We start from the raw sequence: 19,871 nt of genomic DNA, 5'->3' as shown, positions 1-19,871 counted from the left end.
TCATTCTATGATACCGTTCCACCACGTTGCATTGTGATACGCTTTAAGTCCGTCGAAATAGGTTTTCTCACTCGTAGGCGTACTGCCTACCATTACGCGATTAGGATATTTGAGCGTGCTCGCGCCGACCGCACTCGACAGAAATTCCTCGTGACTGAAGAATAGTTTATTCGTATTGTTGGCAAAAACGGCGTTGTCGGATATCGGATATATAACGTCCGATCCTATAAATTTTTTCAGCTCTATAAGCTGTTTGGCATAGGGCGTGAACCCGTCGCCCGACGTATCCATACCGTCTATATACTTGAAAGCGCGAAGAGTACTCGTGCTTTTTGTAAAAGCCTCGAGTTCTGCGTCGGTATGCAAGAACTTGATAAAGTCGCTTATCAGTTTCATTTTAGACTCGTCCGCGTTTTTGGTCACGCAGCACAAAGTTTGATTGGTGTCTACGTACGTGAATTTTTGCGGGCCCCAATCGTCGGGATGAGGCAACGGCATAAGCCCGAATTGGCGTATGCTTGCGCTCGCATTGGGCTCGGTCTTGGACAAATCGGTAAATGTTCCGGCGGCTTCGTTCAAGAACCAAGTGCCGTCGATAAGCATAGCGATGTCCTTCCCGAGTGAGTTTTTATGGCGTTTGGTATTATTTGTGACAAAGTCGTCCTGCGCGTTCGTGTGATTATACGCCGTGTTTCCGCGTTTTGCGGAATAATCGTAGTTACGGCTTAAAATATTGTTCAAAAATTCGAGCGTATAATACTTGCCCGCCGATTCGTACATTTTGTACGCGTCGCTTTGACTTATCTCCGTCGGTTCTTTAAGTATGGCGACGCCGTTTTCTATGCGATCTACGAGCTTGGTCGCGGTGCCTTGAAGATCGAAATGTATCCTGCTGTTCTCATATCCGTCGAGATACATCGACATAGATTGAATGAAGCGCGAAATATAGTTGTCGTTTCTGCCCGTCCAAGTAAACGGCTGCAAGCCCTTGCGTTTCATCTCGTCGCACAGCGCGTAAAACTCACTGAAGGTTGCGGGAAGTCCGTTGTCTATTGTCGTCGCAGCGTCGCCGTCGGGCCCCGAAGAAGCGTTTGAATCCGTTTGAGAAGACAAAGTAAATCTGCCGTTTTTATCCATATAAAGATTATTATTCTCAAACACGTCGCGGTCGTAAATAATGCCGAACGTAGACTCATAAAACGGTATACCGTAAAATTTATCGTCCGTATAGCGATAGAACGACTGCGCGGACGGATACATTTTGTCGTATATTGTGTTGTCCGCTTCGCCAAAATCGCCGAGATCACCCGTCACTATTTCGGTAATATCCCGAACGTTTCCGCGCTTTATCCAACTGTAATAATCCATGCTTTCGTTGAATATTATTTCCGAACGCTCGTTCCCGACCGACCCTATCAAGCTGTCGCCGATAGATACGTCATCGATAATGATCTGCACGCCGGTCTTGCCTTCGGCATAGCCCGTTTCGTCCTTTTTAAGCTCGCAAAAGCGCGCCGCCGCGTCCTCGAGCCACTTTTTGCCGAACCCCTGATTGAAATTGCCCACGTACAGCTGCACCTTGGTCGTATCGGCCTGTTCCTCTTCCTCTACGAATGGATTGCCGCACCCGACGGCGGCACCGCACACCGAACAGCACACCGCGATCGCGCATAAAGTGCTTACGAGTTTTTTACCTGTTTTTTTCATATCGAACCTCCGACATTGTAAATTATATTTTCCCGATCGACGTCAAGCGCTTTAAGTCTTGCCCTTTCGCCGATTATCAGCGCCACAACCCGTATCGTAAGTACGCCGAAAAATATTAACGACGTCCACATAAACAGATCAGACGTTCCGACTGCAAAACCTATTATCACCGCGCATATCGCCGAAACAAACGCCGTAAACGTCAATAACGACGACACGGTTTTATAACAATCGCCCGAACGGACGAATATATCCGATTTGATCAAGCGCGACGCTATTATCAACAATAACGTAAGCGCAACAACACCGAACACGAATATGGGCATAAGCTGGAACAAATTCATTATCATCATCGTTCTGCCGAAGCCATTGCCGGCGTTGAAACATTCCAGTATAAACGTGTCAGCATCTTCTCCCGAATTTACGTTCACGCTCCGATCCCCGCCGCCGTAAAACCCGTAAAGCGAATACTCGATCCCGCCGTCGGTAGCGAACGACGTGATTATACAGTCGTCGAACAAAAACAAATATCTGTCACACCTGAGCTTTTCGACGTACTCGCGCAAATAATAATTGCGAAGCTTGGGCGCGCCGTCTCGCTCGTAATCCTTTAACGACGGATAATATGCCTCCACGTACAGCTCGTAAACGGCGGAATATCGCGCACTCGACTCCTCGATACTCAACGCCCCGTCAAGTCGCGCCGCGTATTTCCCGTCGTCGACGGTTTTCAAATATTCGGCATATACGTTAATACGATTTTCGTCGAGCACGAGCTCGTTTCCGCTGTACCGAACGGCGAACCTAAACTCGGCTTGCGCCGCCGCCGATAAATTCTTGTACTCCTCATAAGATATTTCGGTATTGTTGCCGTCACGCGAAACACAGTACGCCGTAAAATCGTCGTAAGCGTCGGAATCGCGGGTGTCTATAACAACAGTGTAACCGCTCGCCCCGTAAGCCTTTCTGTCGTCATCTCTTAAAATAGTATCGACCACCCGCTTTTCATCAGAGCCTACGCGGCTTGCCGTAAGCTCGCCGTTCCGAACGGCATACATTATGTTCTCGTCTGTCAATACGGAATGAACGGCAGTACGAAACGTCGTCGATTTTTTGTAATGCACGCCGAGCGTAAAAGCATCCGCAATCAAAAATCCGGCAATCATCAATCCTACGGCGAGCACAAACGACAAAAGGCAGTTCCACCAACCGCGCGTCGGTGCCTGTCTTGTAAGATTATTGGAGAAAAAACCCAAAAAATAGAATTTAAGCCAATCTGAAAACATGATACTACTCTCGTTTGAGTATGGACGCGCCGCTATCCGCATCGAAGAAATGCAAGCTCGATTCGCCGAATGACACGTTTATCTTATCGCCGGAAGAATACACTACACGCTCCGAGCCGCATATAACAATGTCTTTATCCATGCCGTCAAGGCGCGCATAGATCTGCGTAGTGTCGCCCAAAACCTCGGTTATATTGACAGTAGCGGTTATGACGTTCTCGCCCTTCCCGACAAGAAGCGCCGCACCGCGAATGCCCATGACGGCTTTATGCTCATCACCGTCCAAATACCGTTCGTCAAACGGACGAAGCTTTTCAAGCGATAATTCCGCTTTCTCGCCGGATATAAAAGTCACACACATTTTTTTACCGATCTTTTTGACCGTAACGTCGAAAAAATTCATTTGGGGCGTGCCGATAAATCCGGCAACAAAACGGTTATCGGGATAATCGAACAGGTTTGTCGGCGTATCTATTTGCTGAACTATGCCGTCTTTCATTACGACGATACGCGTTCCCATTGTCATAGCTTCCACTTGATCGTGCGTTACATAGATAAAAGTCGTTTTCAGCTCGTTATGAAGTCGCACGAGCTCCGAACGCATTTGAGTGCGCAGCTTTGCATCGAGGTTACTGAGCGGTTCGTCCAGAAGCATGACCTTCGGTTCGCGCACTATGGCACGCCCGAGCGCGATGCGTTGACGTTGTCCGCCCGACATAGCCGAAGGCTTGTTTTGCAGGATATCCTCTATACCGAGTACCTTTGCCGCCCACTTCACCTTTTCGTCGATAACGGACTTGGCAATATGCTTGAGCTTATAGGAGGGCACGGGCGTGCTTTCGTAATATTTATATTCTTCCTCGAGCTTTGCTTTTTTATCTACCAAAGCGCTCCTATCATCTTCGCTCGGCGGATCGATAGTATCACTGAGCTTTTTTTCAATGCTTTTGATCTCTTTTGCAAGCTCTTTAAGCTTTTTCCTGTTGATCTTAAGCACCGGTTGACCGTTTTGGTCTACAACGGCAACATGAATCTTGCGCATCCTCAGCCCGAACGCAATGTTGTTGTACGCGGTCATGTGCGGATAAAGCGCATAGCTTTGAAAAACCATTGCAATATCCCTATTCATAGGTTGCACATTGTTTACGAGTTTATCCCCTATGTACAATTCGCCGGATGTAATATGCTCCAACCCCGCGATCATTCGAAGCGTCGTGGATTTCCCGCACCCCGATGGTCCAACAAAAACGACGAACTCCCCGTCCGCGATCTCCATATTAAAGTCTTTGACCGCCGTGAAGCTGCCGGTACGAAGCGAATTATCGCCACCCTTTTTCTTACGCACCGCTTGCGGATATGTTTTTGTGACGTTCCTCAAAGAAAGACTTGCCATAATTCACTTTCCCGTTTTATATTAGAAGTTCAAACGACGGAATAATACGATATTCAATCGCTTGACTGATAAGCATTTATAGTATATACTAAAAAAGTACTGTATTCAAGCAGTAAAATACTGTAAAATTACAATAAATTACGATATGGACCTTTACGAATCTTATTCCGATATAAAAAACCGATTGTTTATCTTTGAACAAGATAACTATACTCATATGCCGCATTTTCATAAGAGTATAGAAATGCAGATCGTTACCGCGGGAGAACTTACGGTAACGATAGGCATAAAGAAAATCACATTGAAAAAAGGCGAAATACTGTTTATTCCGCCATATTATCCGCACAGTTTGTCGGGCAGCTCCGAACAAACGAAAAATACGGTAATAATTATTCCCGAACGATATTATAAGGATATAGCCGAGCGGCACGACCTAAACTTTTTTATTCTCGACAATAAAGAAATAAACGGTAAAATCTTAGACGTAGTACAGGCAATGCAGGTTTATCTGACGGATACCGACGGCGATTCTTTGATAATAGACGGGCTTGTACGGGTTTTATTCGGCTTGATAATTGCAAACTATACTTCGTCGAACACACAAAAACGCGAGCTGGATCTAATTCAGAAAATAATAGACTACCTGAATATGCACTTTACCGAGCATATAACCATATCGCAAGCCGCCGCCGAATTCGGATTCAGCAAAAACTACTTTTCCAAGATATTCAACGAATACTTCGGCTGTAATTTCACTACGTATATAAATCGACTGCGAATTCGGTATATAAACCAAAATATGAACTCATCCGATAAAAACCTTATCGACGTCGTCATGGATTCCGGTTTCGGCAGCGTGTCCGCTTATTACGCGTTTTTGAAAAGAACCACTTAATCCTAAAAGGACACTATGTATAATCCAAAGAAATTTATTAAGGATAATCAGTATATTCGCTATTTCATTCGGAAAACATGATAAATGTTCAACCACATATTCGTATCGAAAACTATTATGCAATCTTAACGTTTTTTCTCGCATTTTTCTCGCATAAATGCAGAACTCTGCACACAATTGTTCTCAACAAGGGACAAATATGCCCTATATCCCCATATTTTTGGACTAAAATATCCCCAAAACAGCCCAAATTACCGCTATTTTACGTAGTACACTATATGATGAAAAACTTAAAATCCCTCGGGTGAAAGCCCGTACCGGTTCAAGTCCGATCACCGGCACCAAGACAGACAGAGTTTGAACCTCAAATACGTATTCGTAAATGGGGTTGCGGGCTTTGTCGCAAAAAGGTAAAAGTAAAACGGCAATGAGTTTAAGCTCGTTGCCGTTTTACTATGTCCCACCCAAGAGAACCCACCCTAATGGGCATAAATCAAAATAAATACATTTCGTCATAGATTTACAAGTTTCTACGATTTTTACGCCAAAAGTGTTACACGTTACGGGGTGGCGTGGTAATACTATACGCCACAGCGTGGGCGGCTTCGCCGCCCACGCATATTGACGTTTTTATAAAAAGTGTGACAGTGTGACATAGTGGCGTATAAAGTAATACTAATAAATCTAATTAAACTCAAAGGCACTTATAGAAACTTTTTGTATGTAATACTTTTTTGAGGAAACAGCCTTACATTTGTCATAATTGAAAATTGCGTAATTAAAATTTGCGGTTTCACTAATGTTACTTTCATTTTTGCTTGAAAAATATCTTATACCGTCAAACCCCAAAGTTTTTATATATGAGCCAACATATTGACTTAAATAATAATCCTCCTTATTTATGTATACCGAATAAAAGCACTCTGCTAAATCTAATATAAATTTCTGTATCCAGTCAGTTTTTTGTGGTGTGCCTGCTTCTATACCCATATTAGTGTGTGCCATATTAAATAAATGAAGATTTCTGTTTATATCTATTGTTGCCACACTTACAACATTACCAACATTAGGATTGATTTCGGCTATTGCACCTTGTGGTGATGATGCAGCATATAGAACAACTTGATGACGCTTGTTTACGCGCCCTTCAAATTTAATGCTATTCGCAGGAGGAACAAAACTATTTTTCTCGTCGTAACCTTGAAAAGGGCTGTTTTCTAATTCTTTTACAATCGGTTTAGTGTAAATTCTCGCACGATATAACTTATAAAAGTTTGGCTCTAAACAACTTTGTGAATACCATTGACTGAAATCTTCAAATGCAAAGGTGTATAATATCTTGTTTAACAAAGGCAGTATACAATTTCTATTAGTTGAAAGACGTTTGCGCAATAAATTTAGATATTCCCAAGTGTCATATTTTAATAGCGTTTTCCAATCGCTCTCTGTCAATCTCATTTGCTCATCAAAGCCCATTGATTTCGCTCCTAAAATAGCAGTAAATTTTTCCAATAAGGCTTATATCGTATAAGTCTTTTCTATCGTTTCGTAACCGTCGCAAGAGATTTCAATTTTGAAAGACTTGCAGTTTGTACGACTGTTTGACGAAAATATATTTCCTTCGTCAACAAAAACAATAAAAGCGTTTGCATAACTATTGCCAAGCCTTCCGCCGACATCAACATATTGAATTGTCATTTTGCCAAAATTATTGCCCTCGTGTGGTATAGTTGCGGAATTAAAGGAGTGTTTCTCTAATTCGTTTCCGTCTTTATCGTACATTGTAATTGTCAGCGTAACGGTATGGTCTTTCCAATAACTGTCCGCTATTGATTTATTCGCTTCATTGAATTTAGCTGTTAAGTTGCCTGAAATAACTACGCCTTTATATGTTGCGCTAATAGCGTTCTCGTCAAACAATGTCTTATAAATTCCGCACTTCGTGCAGTAACCGTCCTCACCGAAATTGTGTGTGAGTAGAGGCGTTTCGGTTATAGGCTTTTCATCTTGACATACCGAGCATTTTTCAACCGTTCCGCCGTGAGTAAAACAAGTAGCTTCTTTCATTGTGGTTTGATAGGTATGCTCGACAAAAGGTAATTCTTCCGAACGGCTTGCTGTACAGTCTTTGCATTGATAGTATTTATAGCCGTGAACTAAACAAGTAGAATTCACGGTATTTTTAAGCTCATAATCGTGGTCTTTAAGTGGTAATTGCTCGTTCTTTGCTTCGTGGCACATTGAACATTCAAGCGTTTGACTTCCTTTAACCGTGCAAGTTGATGGGTTAGTAGATTTAACTTGATAATCGTGGTCAACTACTAAAAGCGTTTGCTTACTTTCAAAACCGCAACGAGAACACTTTTCTACTTTCTCGCCGTTTGTTTTACAAGTCGGCGCAGTATAAGACGATTGAACTAAATCGTGTCCGTAAGCCGAAACATTTTCAGTTTTTGTTTCCTTGCAAACTTCACACTCATAACTTTCAACACCACCGTCAAAGCAAGTTGCAGTAGTTGAAGTAAGTTTCCAAGTATGACCGCTTGCACATTTATCGTCATTTGTATTGCAAGCGCACATTCCAATGCATAGCGTAAAGACTGTTAACACGCTGATAATTTTTGTAAGTAAAGATTTCATTTCAGTTCTCCAAGAGTGGAATATTTATGCTTTTTATTAGTTATGCCATAAAATCAACTACTAATTACTTTTTATCTATTATAGCAAAACGGCAAAAATATCGCAAGTGAATAGTTATTACAATATGCGTCGTAATTCCTATTATTGTGATAAAATCTATTATTCTATTTTTAGTAAAATCATTGTGGGCTTTATTCAAATTCAGTAAGAATTTTATAGTTTTTGTATTCGCTTGTGCTTACCGCCTTTAGCGTGGGTATCACCGCCTTGAAAAATTGTCAAGGGCGGCGATTTATCTCCCGTGAGGCATAAAGCCGCCGTCCCCTTCGGGGCAAACCCTTGACAATTTTCCTTCGTCGGCATTTTTTGCTAATTAAGGCGGGTAAGCACCAAAGCGAACACAAAATTTTAAGCCGCAGTCCGACCAAGGCCGCGCAAAGGAGCAGACAATGAACAACGCAGTTATCTATGCAAGGTACAGTTCACAAGGACAAAACGAGCAATCTATCGAGGGGCAAGTACGCATTTGCACCGCATACGCCGAAAGCAAGGGCTTTACTGTCGTAAAGACCTATATGGACAAAGCAAGGACGGGAACGAACGACAACCGCCCAGACTTTCAGAAAATGATAAGCGACGCGGACAAAGGCGCATTTCAGTATATTATCGTTTACAAGTTTGACAGATTTGCCCGCAACCGCATTGACAGCATAATGTACAAAGCGCAGTTGAAAAAGCAGTACGGCATACGGGTAGTTTCGGCAACCGAGCCAGTCAGCGACGACGAGGGCGGCGAAATATACGAAATGTTCCTTGAATGGAACGACGAGAAATACAGCGAAAGACTTTCCAAGCGTGTACGCGACGGACTGGACATGAGCGTTAAAAACGGCACGTATTGCGGCGGTTATCTCATTTATGGGTATAAGCTCATAGATACCGACAAGAAAGGCAACAAAGGCACGATACACAAAGTTGCCATTGACGAGGAACAAGCCGAAGTTGTGCGCTTTATCTTTACCGAGTACGCCAACGGCACGGACAAGAAAGAAATTGCCGACACACTCAACAAGCGGCACATACTTAACAAGGGCAAGCCCTTTACTTTCCGCACGTTTGAAAACTGGTTGTCTAACGCCAAGTACACGGGCGAATTTATGCACGGGCAACGGCTATGCACAAATACATACCCCGCCATAATAGACAAGGCGACTTTTGAAAAGGTGCAAAAGCGGTTAAAGAAAAACAAGATACTTGCGGGAGCAAACTCCGCTATTGAGCCGTATTTGCTTACGGGCAAAGCGTTTTGCGGGCTTTGCGGTACGCCTATGATAGCAGGCGGTGGCACAAGCAGATTAGGCAAGAAACATTACTATTACGTTTGCAAGCAGAAAAATAAAGCCCTCTGCGACAAGAAACGCGAGGACAAAGACAAACTGGAATTGTACGTTACGCAAGTAGTACACGACTTTTTGAGCGATAGGAAAATCGTTGAGAAAGCCGCGCAAGACACGATAAACTACTACGAGCAACGCACGGGCGACAACGGTATGAAAAGCATAGAGGCGCAAATACGGCACGCACAAGACGAGGCGGAACAACTTACAAACGCCTTTATACTTGCGCGTAACGACCTACTGCGGACGAACATAGAGCGCAAAATGCAAGAGGTTGAAATACTGATTAAAGACCTAACCGCACACAAGGCGCAAATTGAGTTAGAGCGCGGGCAAAAGATAACCAAAGAAAAGATTATTGACTTTGTGGCTATGCTAATCACGGGCGACCCGAACGACAAGGAATACCAAAAGAAACTTATAGACCACCTCGTTTACAAGGTGTATGTTTACGACGATACAGTAGTTACATATCTGACATTCGGCAACGACAAGGAAATTAAAGAAATAGACCTTGCCGATAACGACAAGGTCTTATCTGCGATAAAGGTTCAATCTTTATCGCCTTTGGTGCACCAAATTAAGTAAATCCGAACCAAATACTTATTGCAAGTGCGTGGTTCGGATTTATTTTTTCCTAAATCTTGGGCACTTGACTTTACAAACATTCTCAGTTATAATAAATTTGAATAATATTAAAATAATTCTAAAAGGGATTTTAAGATCGAACGATGAAAATAACAGTAATAAACGGTACGGAAAAGCACGGCGTAACCTATAAACTAAAAGAGCTTTTTTTACAAAATTTCGGCTCGGTTGCAGAGATAACGGAATTTTATTTGCCAAAAGACTGTCCCGCCTTTTGTGCTGGCTGTACAAATTGCTTTATGCGAGGAGAAGATACTTGCAAAGATTACTCCTACATAAACACCATAGAAAAATCACTTTTACAGGCCGATTTAATTGTAATGACATCCCCTGCCTATGTTATGCACGCCACAGGCGCAATGAAAACGTTGTTAGATCATTTCGGCTATCGTTGGATGCCGCACAGACCCGCCGCGGAAATGTTTGGAAAACGTGCCGTTATAATAACGCAATGTCTCGGCGCAGGATCTAAGTCAACGGCAACCGATATAAAACACAGCCTATCATGGTGGGGTGTTTCAAAAATCGGAATATTCAAATGCGCACTGATGAGCGATATTATATGGGATAATCTGCCCGAAAAGAAGCGCAAAGGTTTGACAAATAAGATAAATAGGTTTGCTTGTAAATTCGCAAAAATCAATTATTCGAAACCGGCGCATACGAAAACTATAACAAAAATTAAGTTTAAATTTTGTCGTATTATACAAAAGCAGATACGCAAAAAAGGTATTGCCAGTCTCGATAATGAATATTGGTACGATAACGGTTGGCTTAATAAAGATTGTCCTTGGAAGCGTAAGCATTAAGAGAAGCTCATTACACTCGGATATGAAATTACTTGAACGCTCTCAAAATTAACTTTCGGCTCCCCGCACGTATTTTTATTAATAACAATAAAAGGTGTCTTACTCGAAACGTAATAAGACACCTTTTTGTATATTGTGGTATATACTCAATAAATTACTTTTTCATGAGTTTCGCGCCGGACCTCCAAGCCTGACCGACTTTTTCGCCTATTGCATAATACCCGCTTTGGAATTGGTCGAAAACAAAAGCTTTGAGTTTGGTTGGATCGACTTTGCCCTTTTCGTCAAGCACCTTTTCATCAGCAAGTACGTTGAGTATTTCGCCAAGGACACGGAAACCGTAAACTGTATTCTGGCATTCTACTACTTTACATTCGAGCGTCAACGGGAACTCCTCAACGATCGGCGCATTAACACGCGAACTCTTTTTGGCGTGCAAGCCCGATCGCTCGAACTTATCGCCCATCTTGTTGCCTGTCGCAATGCCGAAAAAGTCCGCTTCTTCTATGTGATCGACGTCGGCAATGCTCAAAGTAAACGCACCCGTGCGCTTTATATTTTCAGAAGTCTTATGATCTTCGTCAATATTGAGCGCGACCATATTCTCGGCGCAAACACCGCCCCAAGCCATGTTCATAACGTCGACGCTGCCGTCCTCGTTATAAGAGGAAATCATAAGCACCGGCATAGGAAAAGTATAAGGTTTTACCCCCAAATCTTTAAGCATAATATATCTCATTTATTTAATTTAAAATATTATAACAGTTTAGACTTGTGTAGTCAATATTTTTTTGCTATAATGTTGTTATGTTCAAATGGATAAAGATAGTAAAAAATCAATATTTGGGGTTATGGCTGATTGGGCTGCTTTTGTTTGCTATTCAAGAAGTACCGTATATGATCATGCCGCTAATTCATCTCGAAGCAAACCCGATAATGGATATGCCGACGAATTCCCTATTTTTGGATATTTGCGAAAAGATATTCGGCGTATTATCCGTTGCCGTAATGGTACTTATTGTAAATAAAGATAATAAATTATTTTCATTGCGTGACAAAAATGAAATTGCCTTTTTCACTACCGCCTCGGCATTGATTTTAATGAATTATATCGGTTGGGTTTTGTATTTTTGCGGGCTTCAAAGCGTTTCTTTAATGATAATTTTTATATTTGCCTTACCGCCGCTCTATTATTTATTTATCGGGCTATGGCGAAAGAACTATTTTCTCGTTGGCGTTGCTACCGTTTTCTTTATAATTCATCTATCGAACGGTTTAGTAAATTTACTTTAATATAAAAAGCAGGTAGAAGTTTATCGCTCTACCTGCCTTTTTAAACTAAGTATTCAATTACCCGTTTACTTTTTTAATGATATAATCCGCTATTATTTCCGCGGTTTGTTCAACGCCGATCGAGCTGTCTACGGCAAAATCGTAGTTGCGCGTATCTCCCCATACCTTACCGGAGATATTTTTATAATACGCGGCGCGAGCTTTATCTGAACGACGTATATTCTTTAACGCTTCCTCTTGGCTATCGCCGTATACTTCTTTTATGCGTTCCGTACGATATTCCTCGGGCGCATGAACAAATATGCTGACTAACTCGCTGCGCTCGCGAAGAACGTAATCGGCAGCTCTACCGACGATAACGCAGCTTCCCTTGTCGGCTATCATGTTTATAGCTTTTTCCTGTGCGCTAACGGCTTGACTTACCGCATCGGTGCTCAAATACAGTGATTTAAGCACGCTCGGCGCGTCCGCATTAATATCCGATATAAATTCTTTGTCAAGCCCGCTCTCCTGCGCGGCGATAGCTATCATTTCTTTATAATAGAACGGAAGCCCGAGCTTTTCCGCTACAAGCTTGGCTATTTGCTTGCCCGACGAGCCGTGTTCGCGCGCAATAGTAACTATTACGCTCGATTGCAAAGAACCCGTTGTAGGCGCTTCGCCCGACTTTTCTTCCTGTTCGTCTAATGCCGCCGGCTGTTCGACAGAAGGCGCCGATTTCTTTAAGCGCGCCAAAGATTTGAAATACACGATCGTCAGCGCGGCGGTAACGATCATTGCAATGGCATCCGCGATCGGGGCGGCGGCTAAAATACCGTCGATACCGTAGAAAAGCGGAAGTATGCAAATAAGCGGAACGAAGCAAACAATATCGCGGATAAGCGAGGTAAGCACGGCAAAAATCGGCTTGCCGACCGCTTGAAAGAATATGGACGACATTTTTATGGTACACGTAAACGTTACGAGCGATAAGAATATACGGAAAAGCTTACGAGCAAAATCCCAATAGTCGTCGGGATTGGGGATATTCGTCGGCTTGCCGAAGATGCTTGCGACCGCACCCGGCGCGAGCTCGAACAACAACGTCGACACCACGCCGATCACGACGGTACACAGCAAAACCGACTTATAGAGCTTAGCTACCCTATCGAGCTTTCTCGCGCCGATATTATAGCCGATAATGGGCTGACAGCCGAGAACGATACCGACAACGATATTAATAACAACGGTAAAGACCTTGCTCTCGATACCTATAAGCGCTATCGGTATATCTATACCGTACTTTGACATAGCGCCGTACTTTGCGAGCATGATATTGCAAACGAGCGAAATAATAACTATCGTCAATTGCGTTATAAACGACGACATACCGAGTTTGATCGCTTCCGCAAATATTCTAAGACGCGGGATAAAGCTTTTAAGTTTAAGCTTAAAGTTTTTCGTGCGGAAAAGGTATATAATGCTTACAACGAACGAAGCGACCTGACCGATAACGGTCGCCCACGCCGCACCAGCCATACCCCAATGGCAAGCGAAAATAAAAATCGGGTCGAGAATAATATTGATGACCGCGCCCAAAAGCATGGAAAACATAGACCACGACGGACTTCCGTCCGCACGAACTACGGCGTTTATCATGTTGGACGCCATATATATCGGGAAGAAACCGAGAATGATATTAAAATACTCTATGGCGTAATCGATACTGTTTTCGGAAGCGCCGAAAAGCGTCAGTATTTGCGTCTTTAACGGATAGAAAACCACGAGCAAAACCAAGCTTGCTATAACCGTGATCGTAATACCGGTTCCCACGCATTTGTGCGTGTTTTCGGTATCGCTCCTGCCTTTGTGAATACTCAAATACGCGGCGCAGCCGTCGCCGAACCACCATGCAAACGCCTGAGCGATAATAAATATGGGGAATACCACTCCCGTAGCGGCATTACCGAGCGTGCTTAACTCGCTGTTCCCGACAAAGATCTGATCGACAATATTATATAGCGCGCTTACGAGCAACGACAAAACGCACGGCACGCAAAATTTAAGCATAAGCTTAGGTATTTTGGCCGTTCCCAAAAAATCGGTATTTTGTTGATTTTCCATAATAGCCTCCGTCAAAGATAATATATCGTCTTTATCGGAGTAAAGAACGCGTGAAACCTACGAAGAACATAATAAAAGAGCGTAGAAACGTTGAAATTTCTACGCCCTTTTAGCTGTTCAACTATAATATTTTACCAAATATCGTTTGAAATGTCAAACGGATATCGGGCTACGTTTTCGAAAAAATTTTACAAATGTTCGTTATAGAACGCAACATATTTATTTGCGCTTATACTCCAAGAAAAATCGGTACGCATAGCACGGTCGACAAGCCCCGCCCATTTATCCTTATAATCGTTATAAAGCCCGACCGCCCTATCGATCGCACCAATAAGGTCGTCTGCGGCGTGCCGTGCGAACTTATAGCCGTTACCGAAATCGCCGTTGTATGCGTCCACAACGCTGTCGTTAAGCCCGCCCGTTTCACGCACGACGGGAACGGTTCCGTAACGGCAAGCGATCATTTGCGCCGAGCCGCACGGCTCGATCTTGCTCGGCATAAGTAAAATATCCGCACCCGAATATATTTGCTGCGCCATATCCGTATTAGCAGCGATAATCGCGCGCATTTTATTGTCGTATACCTCTTGCATATGCGAGAAGAACGCCTCATGGTCATGCTCGCCCGTGCCGAGGACAATAAACTGGACGTTACGCGCGAGAAGCTCCGGCATTGCCGCACGAACGATATCCATACCGCTATTCGCGTCAAACCGTGTGATCATGGCGATGATCGGCACGTCTTTATTTACGGGTAGCCACAGCATCTTTTGCAGTCCCGCTTTGTTGACCGCTTTACCCTTTTTAACGTCTGCCGAATAATGTGCAAACAGCGACGGATTGGTTTCGGGATCGTAAATATCGGTATTTATACCGTTAAGAATACCGCGTAGCTTGTGACTATTGCGACGGATATCGCCGTCAAGCCCGTGCGCATAGTCGATTTGCATAAGCTCGTCGGCATACGTCGGACTGAGAGAAGTAATGGCGTCCGCATAGTCGATCGCGCCTTTCATTAAGTTTATCTCTCCGAAATGTTCGATACTGCCGAACTCGCTCTCGGATATACCGAAAACGTCAGAAAGCGTGTCTTTATTGTACCAGCCCTGATACTCTATATTATGAATTGTGAATACGGTTTTGATATTTCGATAGCCATCACTATTGGCATAGAACAGCTTGTAGTAAATGGGAACGAGCGCCGTTTGCCAATCGTGACAGTGCAAAATATCGGGCGAAAAATCAAGCTTAGGCAAGAGTTCAAGCACTGCGCGACAAAAGAACGCGAACCGTTCGCCGTCGTCGTAGTAGCCGTAAAGATTATTGCGCTTAAAGTAATACTCGTTGTCTACGAAGTAATATACGGTATTACCCTCGGTAATGCGGAACAGTCCGCAATATTGATTACGCCATGCGAGCGGAACGAATGTCCAGCACATGAATTCAAGATCCTTGCGCCGCTCTTGCGGAAAGCTCTCGTAGAGCGGAAGTATTACACACGCTTGGTATTCCCCGCCGTCATTGATAGCGCGAGAAAGTCCGCCCAGCGACTCGCCCAATTCGCCCGTGCCGACGAACGGATAAGCCTCTGAACCGACTAACAAAACCTTGCGTTTATTCTTTGATAGCTTGATTTTTGCGGGTATCTTTTCCGTCGCTTTCTTAGTTTTTTCAGGTTTTTTCATCTCGACCGATTTCTTGGGCATAGCCTAACTCCTCCCAATAAAAATACAAGTGAATTTGCTTTTCAAATTCACTTGTATTATATCATAAGTAAAATTACAATTCAATACTTATTACAAAATTTTCGATGAAGATTTTATAGGTTTAATAGAACAAACTATTACGATTAAACTCTTATATCGGGCTCGTACGGCGTGTAGTTTTCGCTCTTGAACAACGGATCGATATACTCGGCTAAGAAATCGTCCACCTGCGCAGGCGCACGCCCGACGAAGTTTTCGGGTTTAAGTATGCCGTCGATACTGTCCTTGATCGCGGAAAACTTTTTATCCGCTTTGATCCTGTCTATAAGATCGTTACTCTTGCCGAATTCTTTGACCTGCTTGGCGCTGTCCATGGAGTGACGACGAATAGCCTCGTGGAGCTCTTGCCTGTCCCCGCCCGCCTTAACGCATTCCATAAGAATTTCCTCGGTAGCCATAAAGGGAAGCTCGTCGTTAATTCTTCGCGCGATAACGTTGGGATAAACGACCATATTCTCGGTGATATTGATATAGATATTAAGCACGCCGTCGAGCGCAAGGAAGGCTTGCGGAATAGTCAAACGCTTATTCGCGCTGTCATCGAGCGTGCGCTCGAACCATTGCGTCGAAGCCGTAACGCTCTCGTTAAACGGCATACTTTCTACGAAACGCGCAAGTGCGCAGATGCGCTCGCTGCGCATGGGATTGCGCTTGTACGCCATTGCCGACGAGCCGATTTGCGTTTTCTCGAACGGCTCCTCGACCTCCTTGAACGATTGCATTATGCGCATATCGTTGGCGAACTTATACGCGCTCTGAGCGATTTGCGAAAGCACGGACACGACCGAGTAATCGAACTTACGGGTATACGTTTGACCGCTGACGGCAAACACCTGCTTAAAGCCCATTTTTTCGACTACCTTTTGGTTTAACTCTTTTACTTTATTCCCGTCGCCGTCGAACAGCGAAAGAAAGCTCGCCTGTGTTCCCGTAGTGCCTTTAACGCCGCGAAGCTTATAATTACTCATTAGGTATTTTAGGTCGTTATAGTCGAGATACAGATCGTAAAGCCAGAGCGTAGCGCGCTTGCCGAGCGTTGTCAGCTGCGCGGGCTGAAGATGCGTATAACCAAGCACGGGCAAGTTCTTATACTTGATTGCAAACGCGCGGAGCTTGTCCATAACGGTAAGCATTTTAGTACGCACTACTTCGAGTGCGTCATAAATCTGAATAAGCTCTGCGTTATCGGTAACATAGCAGCTCGTAGCGCCAAGGTGGATTATCGGCTTAGCCTTTTTGGCTTGTTCGCCGAACGCGTGGACATGCGCCATAACGTCGTGCCGGACGATCTTTTCTTCCTTTTCGGCGTAATCGTAGTTTATATCGTCGGCAAACTTCTTCATTTGCGCGATTTGCTCGTCGGTGATATTAAGCCCAAGCTCTTTCTCGCTCTCGGCAAGCGCGATCCACAGCTTACGCCACAGCTTAAATTTATAATCATCCGAAAAAATTTCGGCGGTTTTCCTATCGGCATAACGCGTAATAAGCGGGTTTTCGTAAATGTCTTTCATGTGAATATCTCCCAAAATTATAATATCCTTGTTGCGTTGTCAAAGAAAATCTTTTTTATATCGTCTTCACCATAACCACGCTTGCGCAAATTATAGTTCAATACGCTTATAGCGCCGTAATCGGCAAGGTCAGACGGAATATCGGTCGATCCTTTAAAATCGGTACCGATAGCAAGATTATCTACACCGTGTTTCTGTACGAACCTATCGATTATCGCTTCAAATTCTAAGCACGAGCTCGCACCCGTAAACGCGGTAACCGTGCATAAGCCAATCACTCCGCCGCGCTCGATTATAGCATGGATTTGACCATCATCGAGCGAGCGCTGATGCGAGTTAAATCCGGTATGCGAGCAAACTATTTTCCGAGCCTGTTCGAGCACCGAATAAAAACTGCGCTTATTGAGATGAGCGAGATCGACTGCGCAAGAGCTTGCGTTTATAAAATCAATCACGCTTTTACCCTTTTCGGTAAGGACGCCGTTATCAAGCGCGCCACCCGCAAACGCGTTGTTATAGTTCCATGTGAGCGAACAATATATATACGGACCGAAATCGAACTTTTTGTACGCATCGCCTTCCGCCAAAAACCCGATATCCTCTATCGCGATATAGCATTTTTGCGGAGCTGTTTTGTATCGAAGCGAGTCCGTTATAAATTTAACACGCGCGAGCGCGTCCGACTTAAATTCGCTCGTCCATATCGCGCCTGTGATAACAGCGTTTTTCACTCTGCATTGTTCGAGATAGCTTTTATACCGTTCCGGCGCGTAAACGGTTGGAAAATCATTATGCAAATCGAATATCATAGCAAAGTTTTATGCGGGAAGAAAATTTTTTGTTACACCGAAATCATTCTTCTTCGTCAAGTAACGCAGACGAAATCTGCAAAATCGGTCTGTAAAAATTGGACTGTTCGAGCTCGTCGATCTTGAACCCGCTTAACAGCAAAAAGTCCTCGGTGGCAAGCTTACATATTTTGACTATTCTTTCGCGCATTTTGTCGCGCCCGTCCGAAAAGTCAACGTACTTAGCAAGCGCAGGCACACAGCAGCATGCACCATCGTACAAAAGCTTTTGAGTAATATAGAACTCGTCGTTTTTGGTTTCCTTAATCTTATTGAGCGATTTGGAAAGCTTGTCGAACACAGGAGCAAGGTGCATATCGATAATCTCGTACAGTCGCTCGTAGAAAGTGTGTAACGACTGACCGACTTCCTCGCTAAGCTCGTAGGAGTCGACGACGAACTTGGTAAGCGTTTCGCACAGCTCAACAACGTCAACGAAATTGCCTGTATAAATCTCTATCTTTTTTTCGTCGTTCATAACGACGCGCGGCAGTAACAGCCTGTAAACGAGTTCAAGCCCGTTATAGAAAAGATTTGCATGACGGTCTACCTGACGCGAACACATGGACCGATAGCAGCTGAGCGTAGTAAATTTAAGCGCAAGCTTGCACTCGGACAAAATACTGTTGTATTCTTCTATATCGCCTATCAAGTGTCGCTTCGCGAACTGTTTGTTATTCTCGTCGAACTTGGCAAAACGACTAAGCACCTTGTCGTTTAGCATATTGCACTGCGTAAAGTCGGGCGAATAATTTTTTGCGTCGAACTTCTCGTCAAGCGAATGCGCAATAAAGCAATACTCGTTGCAAAGCGACGACAAGTGTTTGTACGTTTCGTCGCTGGGGGTGATTATTTCCTCGCCGACAATGACCGTTTGCACGGCTCTATAACATGCCTTAACCGCGTTTTCGGCTATTTCATAGAGCGCCGCTGCGACATCCGGCGAATAAAGCATTATTATTTCCCTGTCGATCTTGAACAGATCCGTAAGCTTGGACAAATCATTTGCTGTAAGCGTTCTGAACGTATCGATATCGGCTTCGAATAAATCGTCGCGGGAAATGCGTTTATTGATCAATATTTTGATCTCGTTAAGCATCGCCTTAATGAAAGCGAGCTTGTCCGCTGCCGGCGCATCGTTCTTTGCCATGACGGTGAGCGACGAACGAATCATCTCGACTATGGCGGTCATTTCGTCAAAGTCGTCGTTGCCTTCTTTTAGGTATATTTCGCAAAGAGACGCCAAGTACTGCGCCGAGTACGAGTTTTTGTTATGTTCGAGCGCAGCGCGAAAATGTTTGAGCGCACCCGAAAACTCGGCGTTCATAAAGTAATCGCGAGCGACCGCCATTTCTTTCATTTCGGCGCGCGTATCGATTATAAGTCGCTTTTTTTGAAGCTCGGCGAACCCGAAAGTATTGCCGCACTCACTGCAAGTGAGTTTAGCCGTACGCTCCGCTTTTACAGTCCTTCCGCAAGACGGACAAATTATCGAAATCAAAATGGGCATCATATCCCTCCGTTGGTCAATACGAAAAAATCGCGCGTTCGAAATTGTCGGACACGCGATTCGAT

At 44.0% G+C, this 19,871-nt stretch carries 15 protein-coding genes; 4 read left to right on the top strand and 11 right to left on the bottom strand.

Annotated elements, in window-relative coordinates; translation table 11 throughout:
- Genes HDT28_07185 through HDT28_07175 form a run of 3 tightly spaced genes read right to left on the bottom strand, consistent with a single transcriptional unit; the run spans position 1 to position 4,386 of the window.
- Positions 1-1,707: an extracellular solute-binding protein gene (locus tag HDT28_07185; GenBank protein ID MBD5132350.1), complete on the bottom strand. Its 1,707-nt coding sequence runs from the start codon at positions 1,705-1,707 to the stop codon at positions 1-3.
- Positions 1,704-2,993 (bottom strand): hypothetical protein, encoded by a 1,290-nt coding sequence (locus tag HDT28_07180; protein MBD5132349.1) that lies wholly within the window; start codon positions 2,991-2,993, stop codon positions 1,704-1,706. The genes HDT28_07185 and HDT28_07180 overlap by 4 nt, the downstream gene beginning before the upstream one ends.
- A gap of 4 nt (positions 2,994-2,997) precedes the next feature.
- Entirely contained in the window at positions 2,998-4,386 is a 1,389-nt protein-coding gene (locus HDT28_07175; protein ID MBD5132348.1) for an ATP-binding cassette domain-containing protein, read from the bottom strand.
- Positions 4,387-4,531: 145 nt separating this feature from the next.
- Between HDT28_07175 and HDT28_07170 the strand changes: the two genes are divergently transcribed.
- Entirely contained in the window at positions 4,532-5,281 is a 750-nt protein-coding gene (locus tag HDT28_07170; protein ID MBD5132347.1) for a helix-turn-helix transcriptional regulator, read from the top strand.
- A 684-nt stretch (positions 5,282-5,965) separates the two neighbouring features.
- Here the strand turns inward: HDT28_07170 and HDT28_07165 are convergent.
- Complete coding sequence (locus HDT28_07165) at positions 5,966-6,793, bottom strand: RES family NAD+ phosphorylase (protein ID MBD5132346.1); 828 nt, start codon at positions 6,791-6,793, stop codon at positions 5,966-5,968.
- 6 nt (positions 6,794-6,799) lie between these two features.
- Positions 6,800-7,921, bottom strand: coding sequence for a hypothetical protein (locus HDT28_07160; protein ID MBD5132345.1), 1,122 nt, complete (start codon positions 7,919-7,921; stop codon positions 6,800-6,802).
- A gap of 449 nt (positions 7,922-8,370) precedes the next feature.
- Between HDT28_07160 and HDT28_07155 the strand changes: the two genes are divergently transcribed.
- The gene (locus HDT28_07155; protein ID MBD5132344.1) at positions 8,371-9,906 is read left to right on the top strand and encodes a recombinase family protein; all 1,536 of its coding nucleotides are present in this window, start codon (positions 8,371-8,373) and stop codon (positions 9,904-9,906) included.
- Between the two features lie 143 nt (positions 9,907-10,049).
- The gene (locus tag HDT28_07150) at positions 10,050-10,775 is read left to right on the top strand and encodes a flavodoxin family protein (protein ID MBD5132343.1); all 726 of its coding nucleotides are present in this window, start codon (positions 10,050-10,052) and stop codon (positions 10,773-10,775) included.
- A 154-nt stretch (positions 10,776-10,929) separates the two neighbouring features.
- Here HDT28_07150 and HDT28_07145 read toward each other — a convergent pair whose 3' ends face one another.
- Complete coding sequence (locus HDT28_07145; GenBank protein MBD5132342.1) at positions 10,930-11,502, bottom strand: flavin reductase family protein; 573 nt, start codon at positions 11,500-11,502, stop codon at positions 10,930-10,932.
- Between the two features lie 80 nt (positions 11,503-11,582).
- Between HDT28_07145 and HDT28_07140 the strand changes: the two genes are divergently transcribed.
- On the top strand, positions 11,583-12,068 hold the full coding sequence (locus HDT28_07140; GenBank protein MBD5132341.1) for a hypothetical protein: 486 nt from the start codon (positions 11,583-11,585) through the stop codon (positions 12,066-12,068).
- A 57-nt stretch (positions 12,069-12,125) separates the two neighbouring features.
- Here HDT28_07140 and HDT28_07135 read toward each other — a convergent pair whose 3' ends face one another.
- The 5 genes from HDT28_07135 to HDT28_07115 form a co-directional block, all read right to left on the bottom strand.
- Positions 12,126-14,171 carry an MATE family efflux transporter gene (locus HDT28_07135; GenBank protein ID MBD5132340.1) on the bottom strand — a complete coding sequence of 682 codons (2,046 nt, stop codon included), beginning with the start codon at positions 14,169-14,171 and terminating at the stop codon, positions 12,126-12,128.
- 188 nt (positions 14,172-14,359) lie between these two features.
- On the bottom strand, positions 14,360-15,856 hold the full coding sequence (locus HDT28_07130; protein MBD5132339.1) for a glycogen synthase: 1,497 nt from the start codon (positions 15,854-15,856) through the stop codon (positions 14,360-14,362).
- A 164-nt stretch (positions 15,857-16,020) separates the two neighbouring features.
- Positions 16,021-17,448 carry an adenylosuccinate lyase gene (locus tag HDT28_07125; protein MBD5132338.1) on the bottom strand — a complete coding sequence of 476 codons (1,428 nt, stop codon included), beginning with the start codon at positions 17,446-17,448 and terminating at the stop codon, positions 16,021-16,023.
- A gap of 17 nt (positions 17,449-17,465) precedes the next feature.
- Positions 17,466-18,257: a hypothetical protein gene (locus tag HDT28_07120; GenBank protein ID MBD5132337.1), complete on the bottom strand. Its 792-nt coding sequence runs from the start codon at positions 18,255-18,257 to the stop codon at positions 17,466-17,468.
- 43 nt (positions 18,258-18,300) lie between these two features.
- Entirely contained in the window at positions 18,301-19,809 is a 1,509-nt protein-coding gene (locus HDT28_07115) for a hypothetical protein (GenBank protein ID MBD5132336.1), read from the bottom strand.
- Positions 19,810-19,871 lie beyond the last annotated feature (62 nt).

Source organism: Clostridiales bacterium, from assembly GCA_014799665.1.
Lineage (GTDB): Bacteria > Bacillota > Clostridia > Christensenellales > Pumilibacteraceae > Anaerocaecibacter.
This window is presented reverse-complemented; position numbering and strand designations above follow the sequence as displayed.

What these genes read in the sequence shown, in the direction of transcription:
- HDT28_07125 (MBD5132338.1), bottom strand. Translation starts at nt 17,448, where the DNA reads ATGAAAGACATTTACGAAAACCCGCTTATTACGCGTTATGCCGATAGG.
- HDT28_07175 (MBD5132348.1), bottom strand. Translation starts at nt 4,386, where the DNA reads ATGGCAAGTCTTTCTTTGAGGAACGTCACAAAAACATATCCGCAAGCG.
- HDT28_07170 (MBD5132347.1), top strand. Translation starts at nt 4,532, where the DNA reads ATGGACCTTTACGAATCTTATTCCGATATAAAAAACCGATTGTTTATC.
- HDT28_07115 (MBD5132336.1), bottom strand. Translation starts at nt 19,809, where the DNA reads ATGATGCCCATTTTGATTTCGATAATTTGTCCGTCTTGCGGAAGGACT.
- HDT28_07160 (MBD5132345.1), bottom strand. Translation starts at nt 7,921, where the DNA reads ATGAAATCTTTACTTACAAAAATTATCAGCGTGTTAACAGTCTTTACG.
- HDT28_07150 (MBD5132343.1), top strand. Translation starts at nt 10,050, where the DNA reads ATGAAAATAACAGTAATAAACGGTACGGAAAAGCACGGCGTAACCTAT.
- HDT28_07130 (MBD5132339.1), bottom strand. Translation starts at nt 15,856, where the DNA reads ATGAAAAAACCTGAAAAAACTAAGAAAGCGACGGAAAAGATACCCGCA.
- HDT28_07120 (MBD5132337.1), bottom strand. Translation starts at nt 18,257, where the DNA reads ATGATATTCGATTTGCATAATGATTTTCCAACCGTTTACGCGCCGGAA.
- HDT28_07180 (MBD5132349.1), bottom strand. Translation starts at nt 2,993, where the DNA reads ATGTTTTCAGATTGGCTTAAATTCTATTTTTTGGGTTTTTTCTCCAAT.
- HDT28_07185 (MBD5132350.1), bottom strand. Translation starts at nt 1,707, where the DNA reads ATGAAAAAAACAGGTAAAAAACTCGTAAGCACTTTATGCGCGATCGCG.
- HDT28_07135 (MBD5132340.1), bottom strand. Translation starts at nt 14,171, where the DNA reads ATGGAAAATCAACAAAATACCGATTTTTTGGGAACGGCCAAAATACCT.
- HDT28_07155 (MBD5132344.1), top strand. Translation starts at nt 8,371, where the DNA reads ATGAACAACGCAGTTATCTATGCAAGGTACAGTTCACAAGGACAAAAC.
- HDT28_07140 (MBD5132341.1), top strand. Translation starts at nt 11,583, where the DNA reads ATGTTCAAATGGATAAAGATAGTAAAAAATCAATATTTGGGGTTATGG.
- HDT28_07145 (MBD5132342.1), bottom strand. Translation starts at nt 11,502, where the DNA reads ATGCTTAAAGATTTGGGGGTAAAACCTTATACTTTTCCTATGCCGGTG.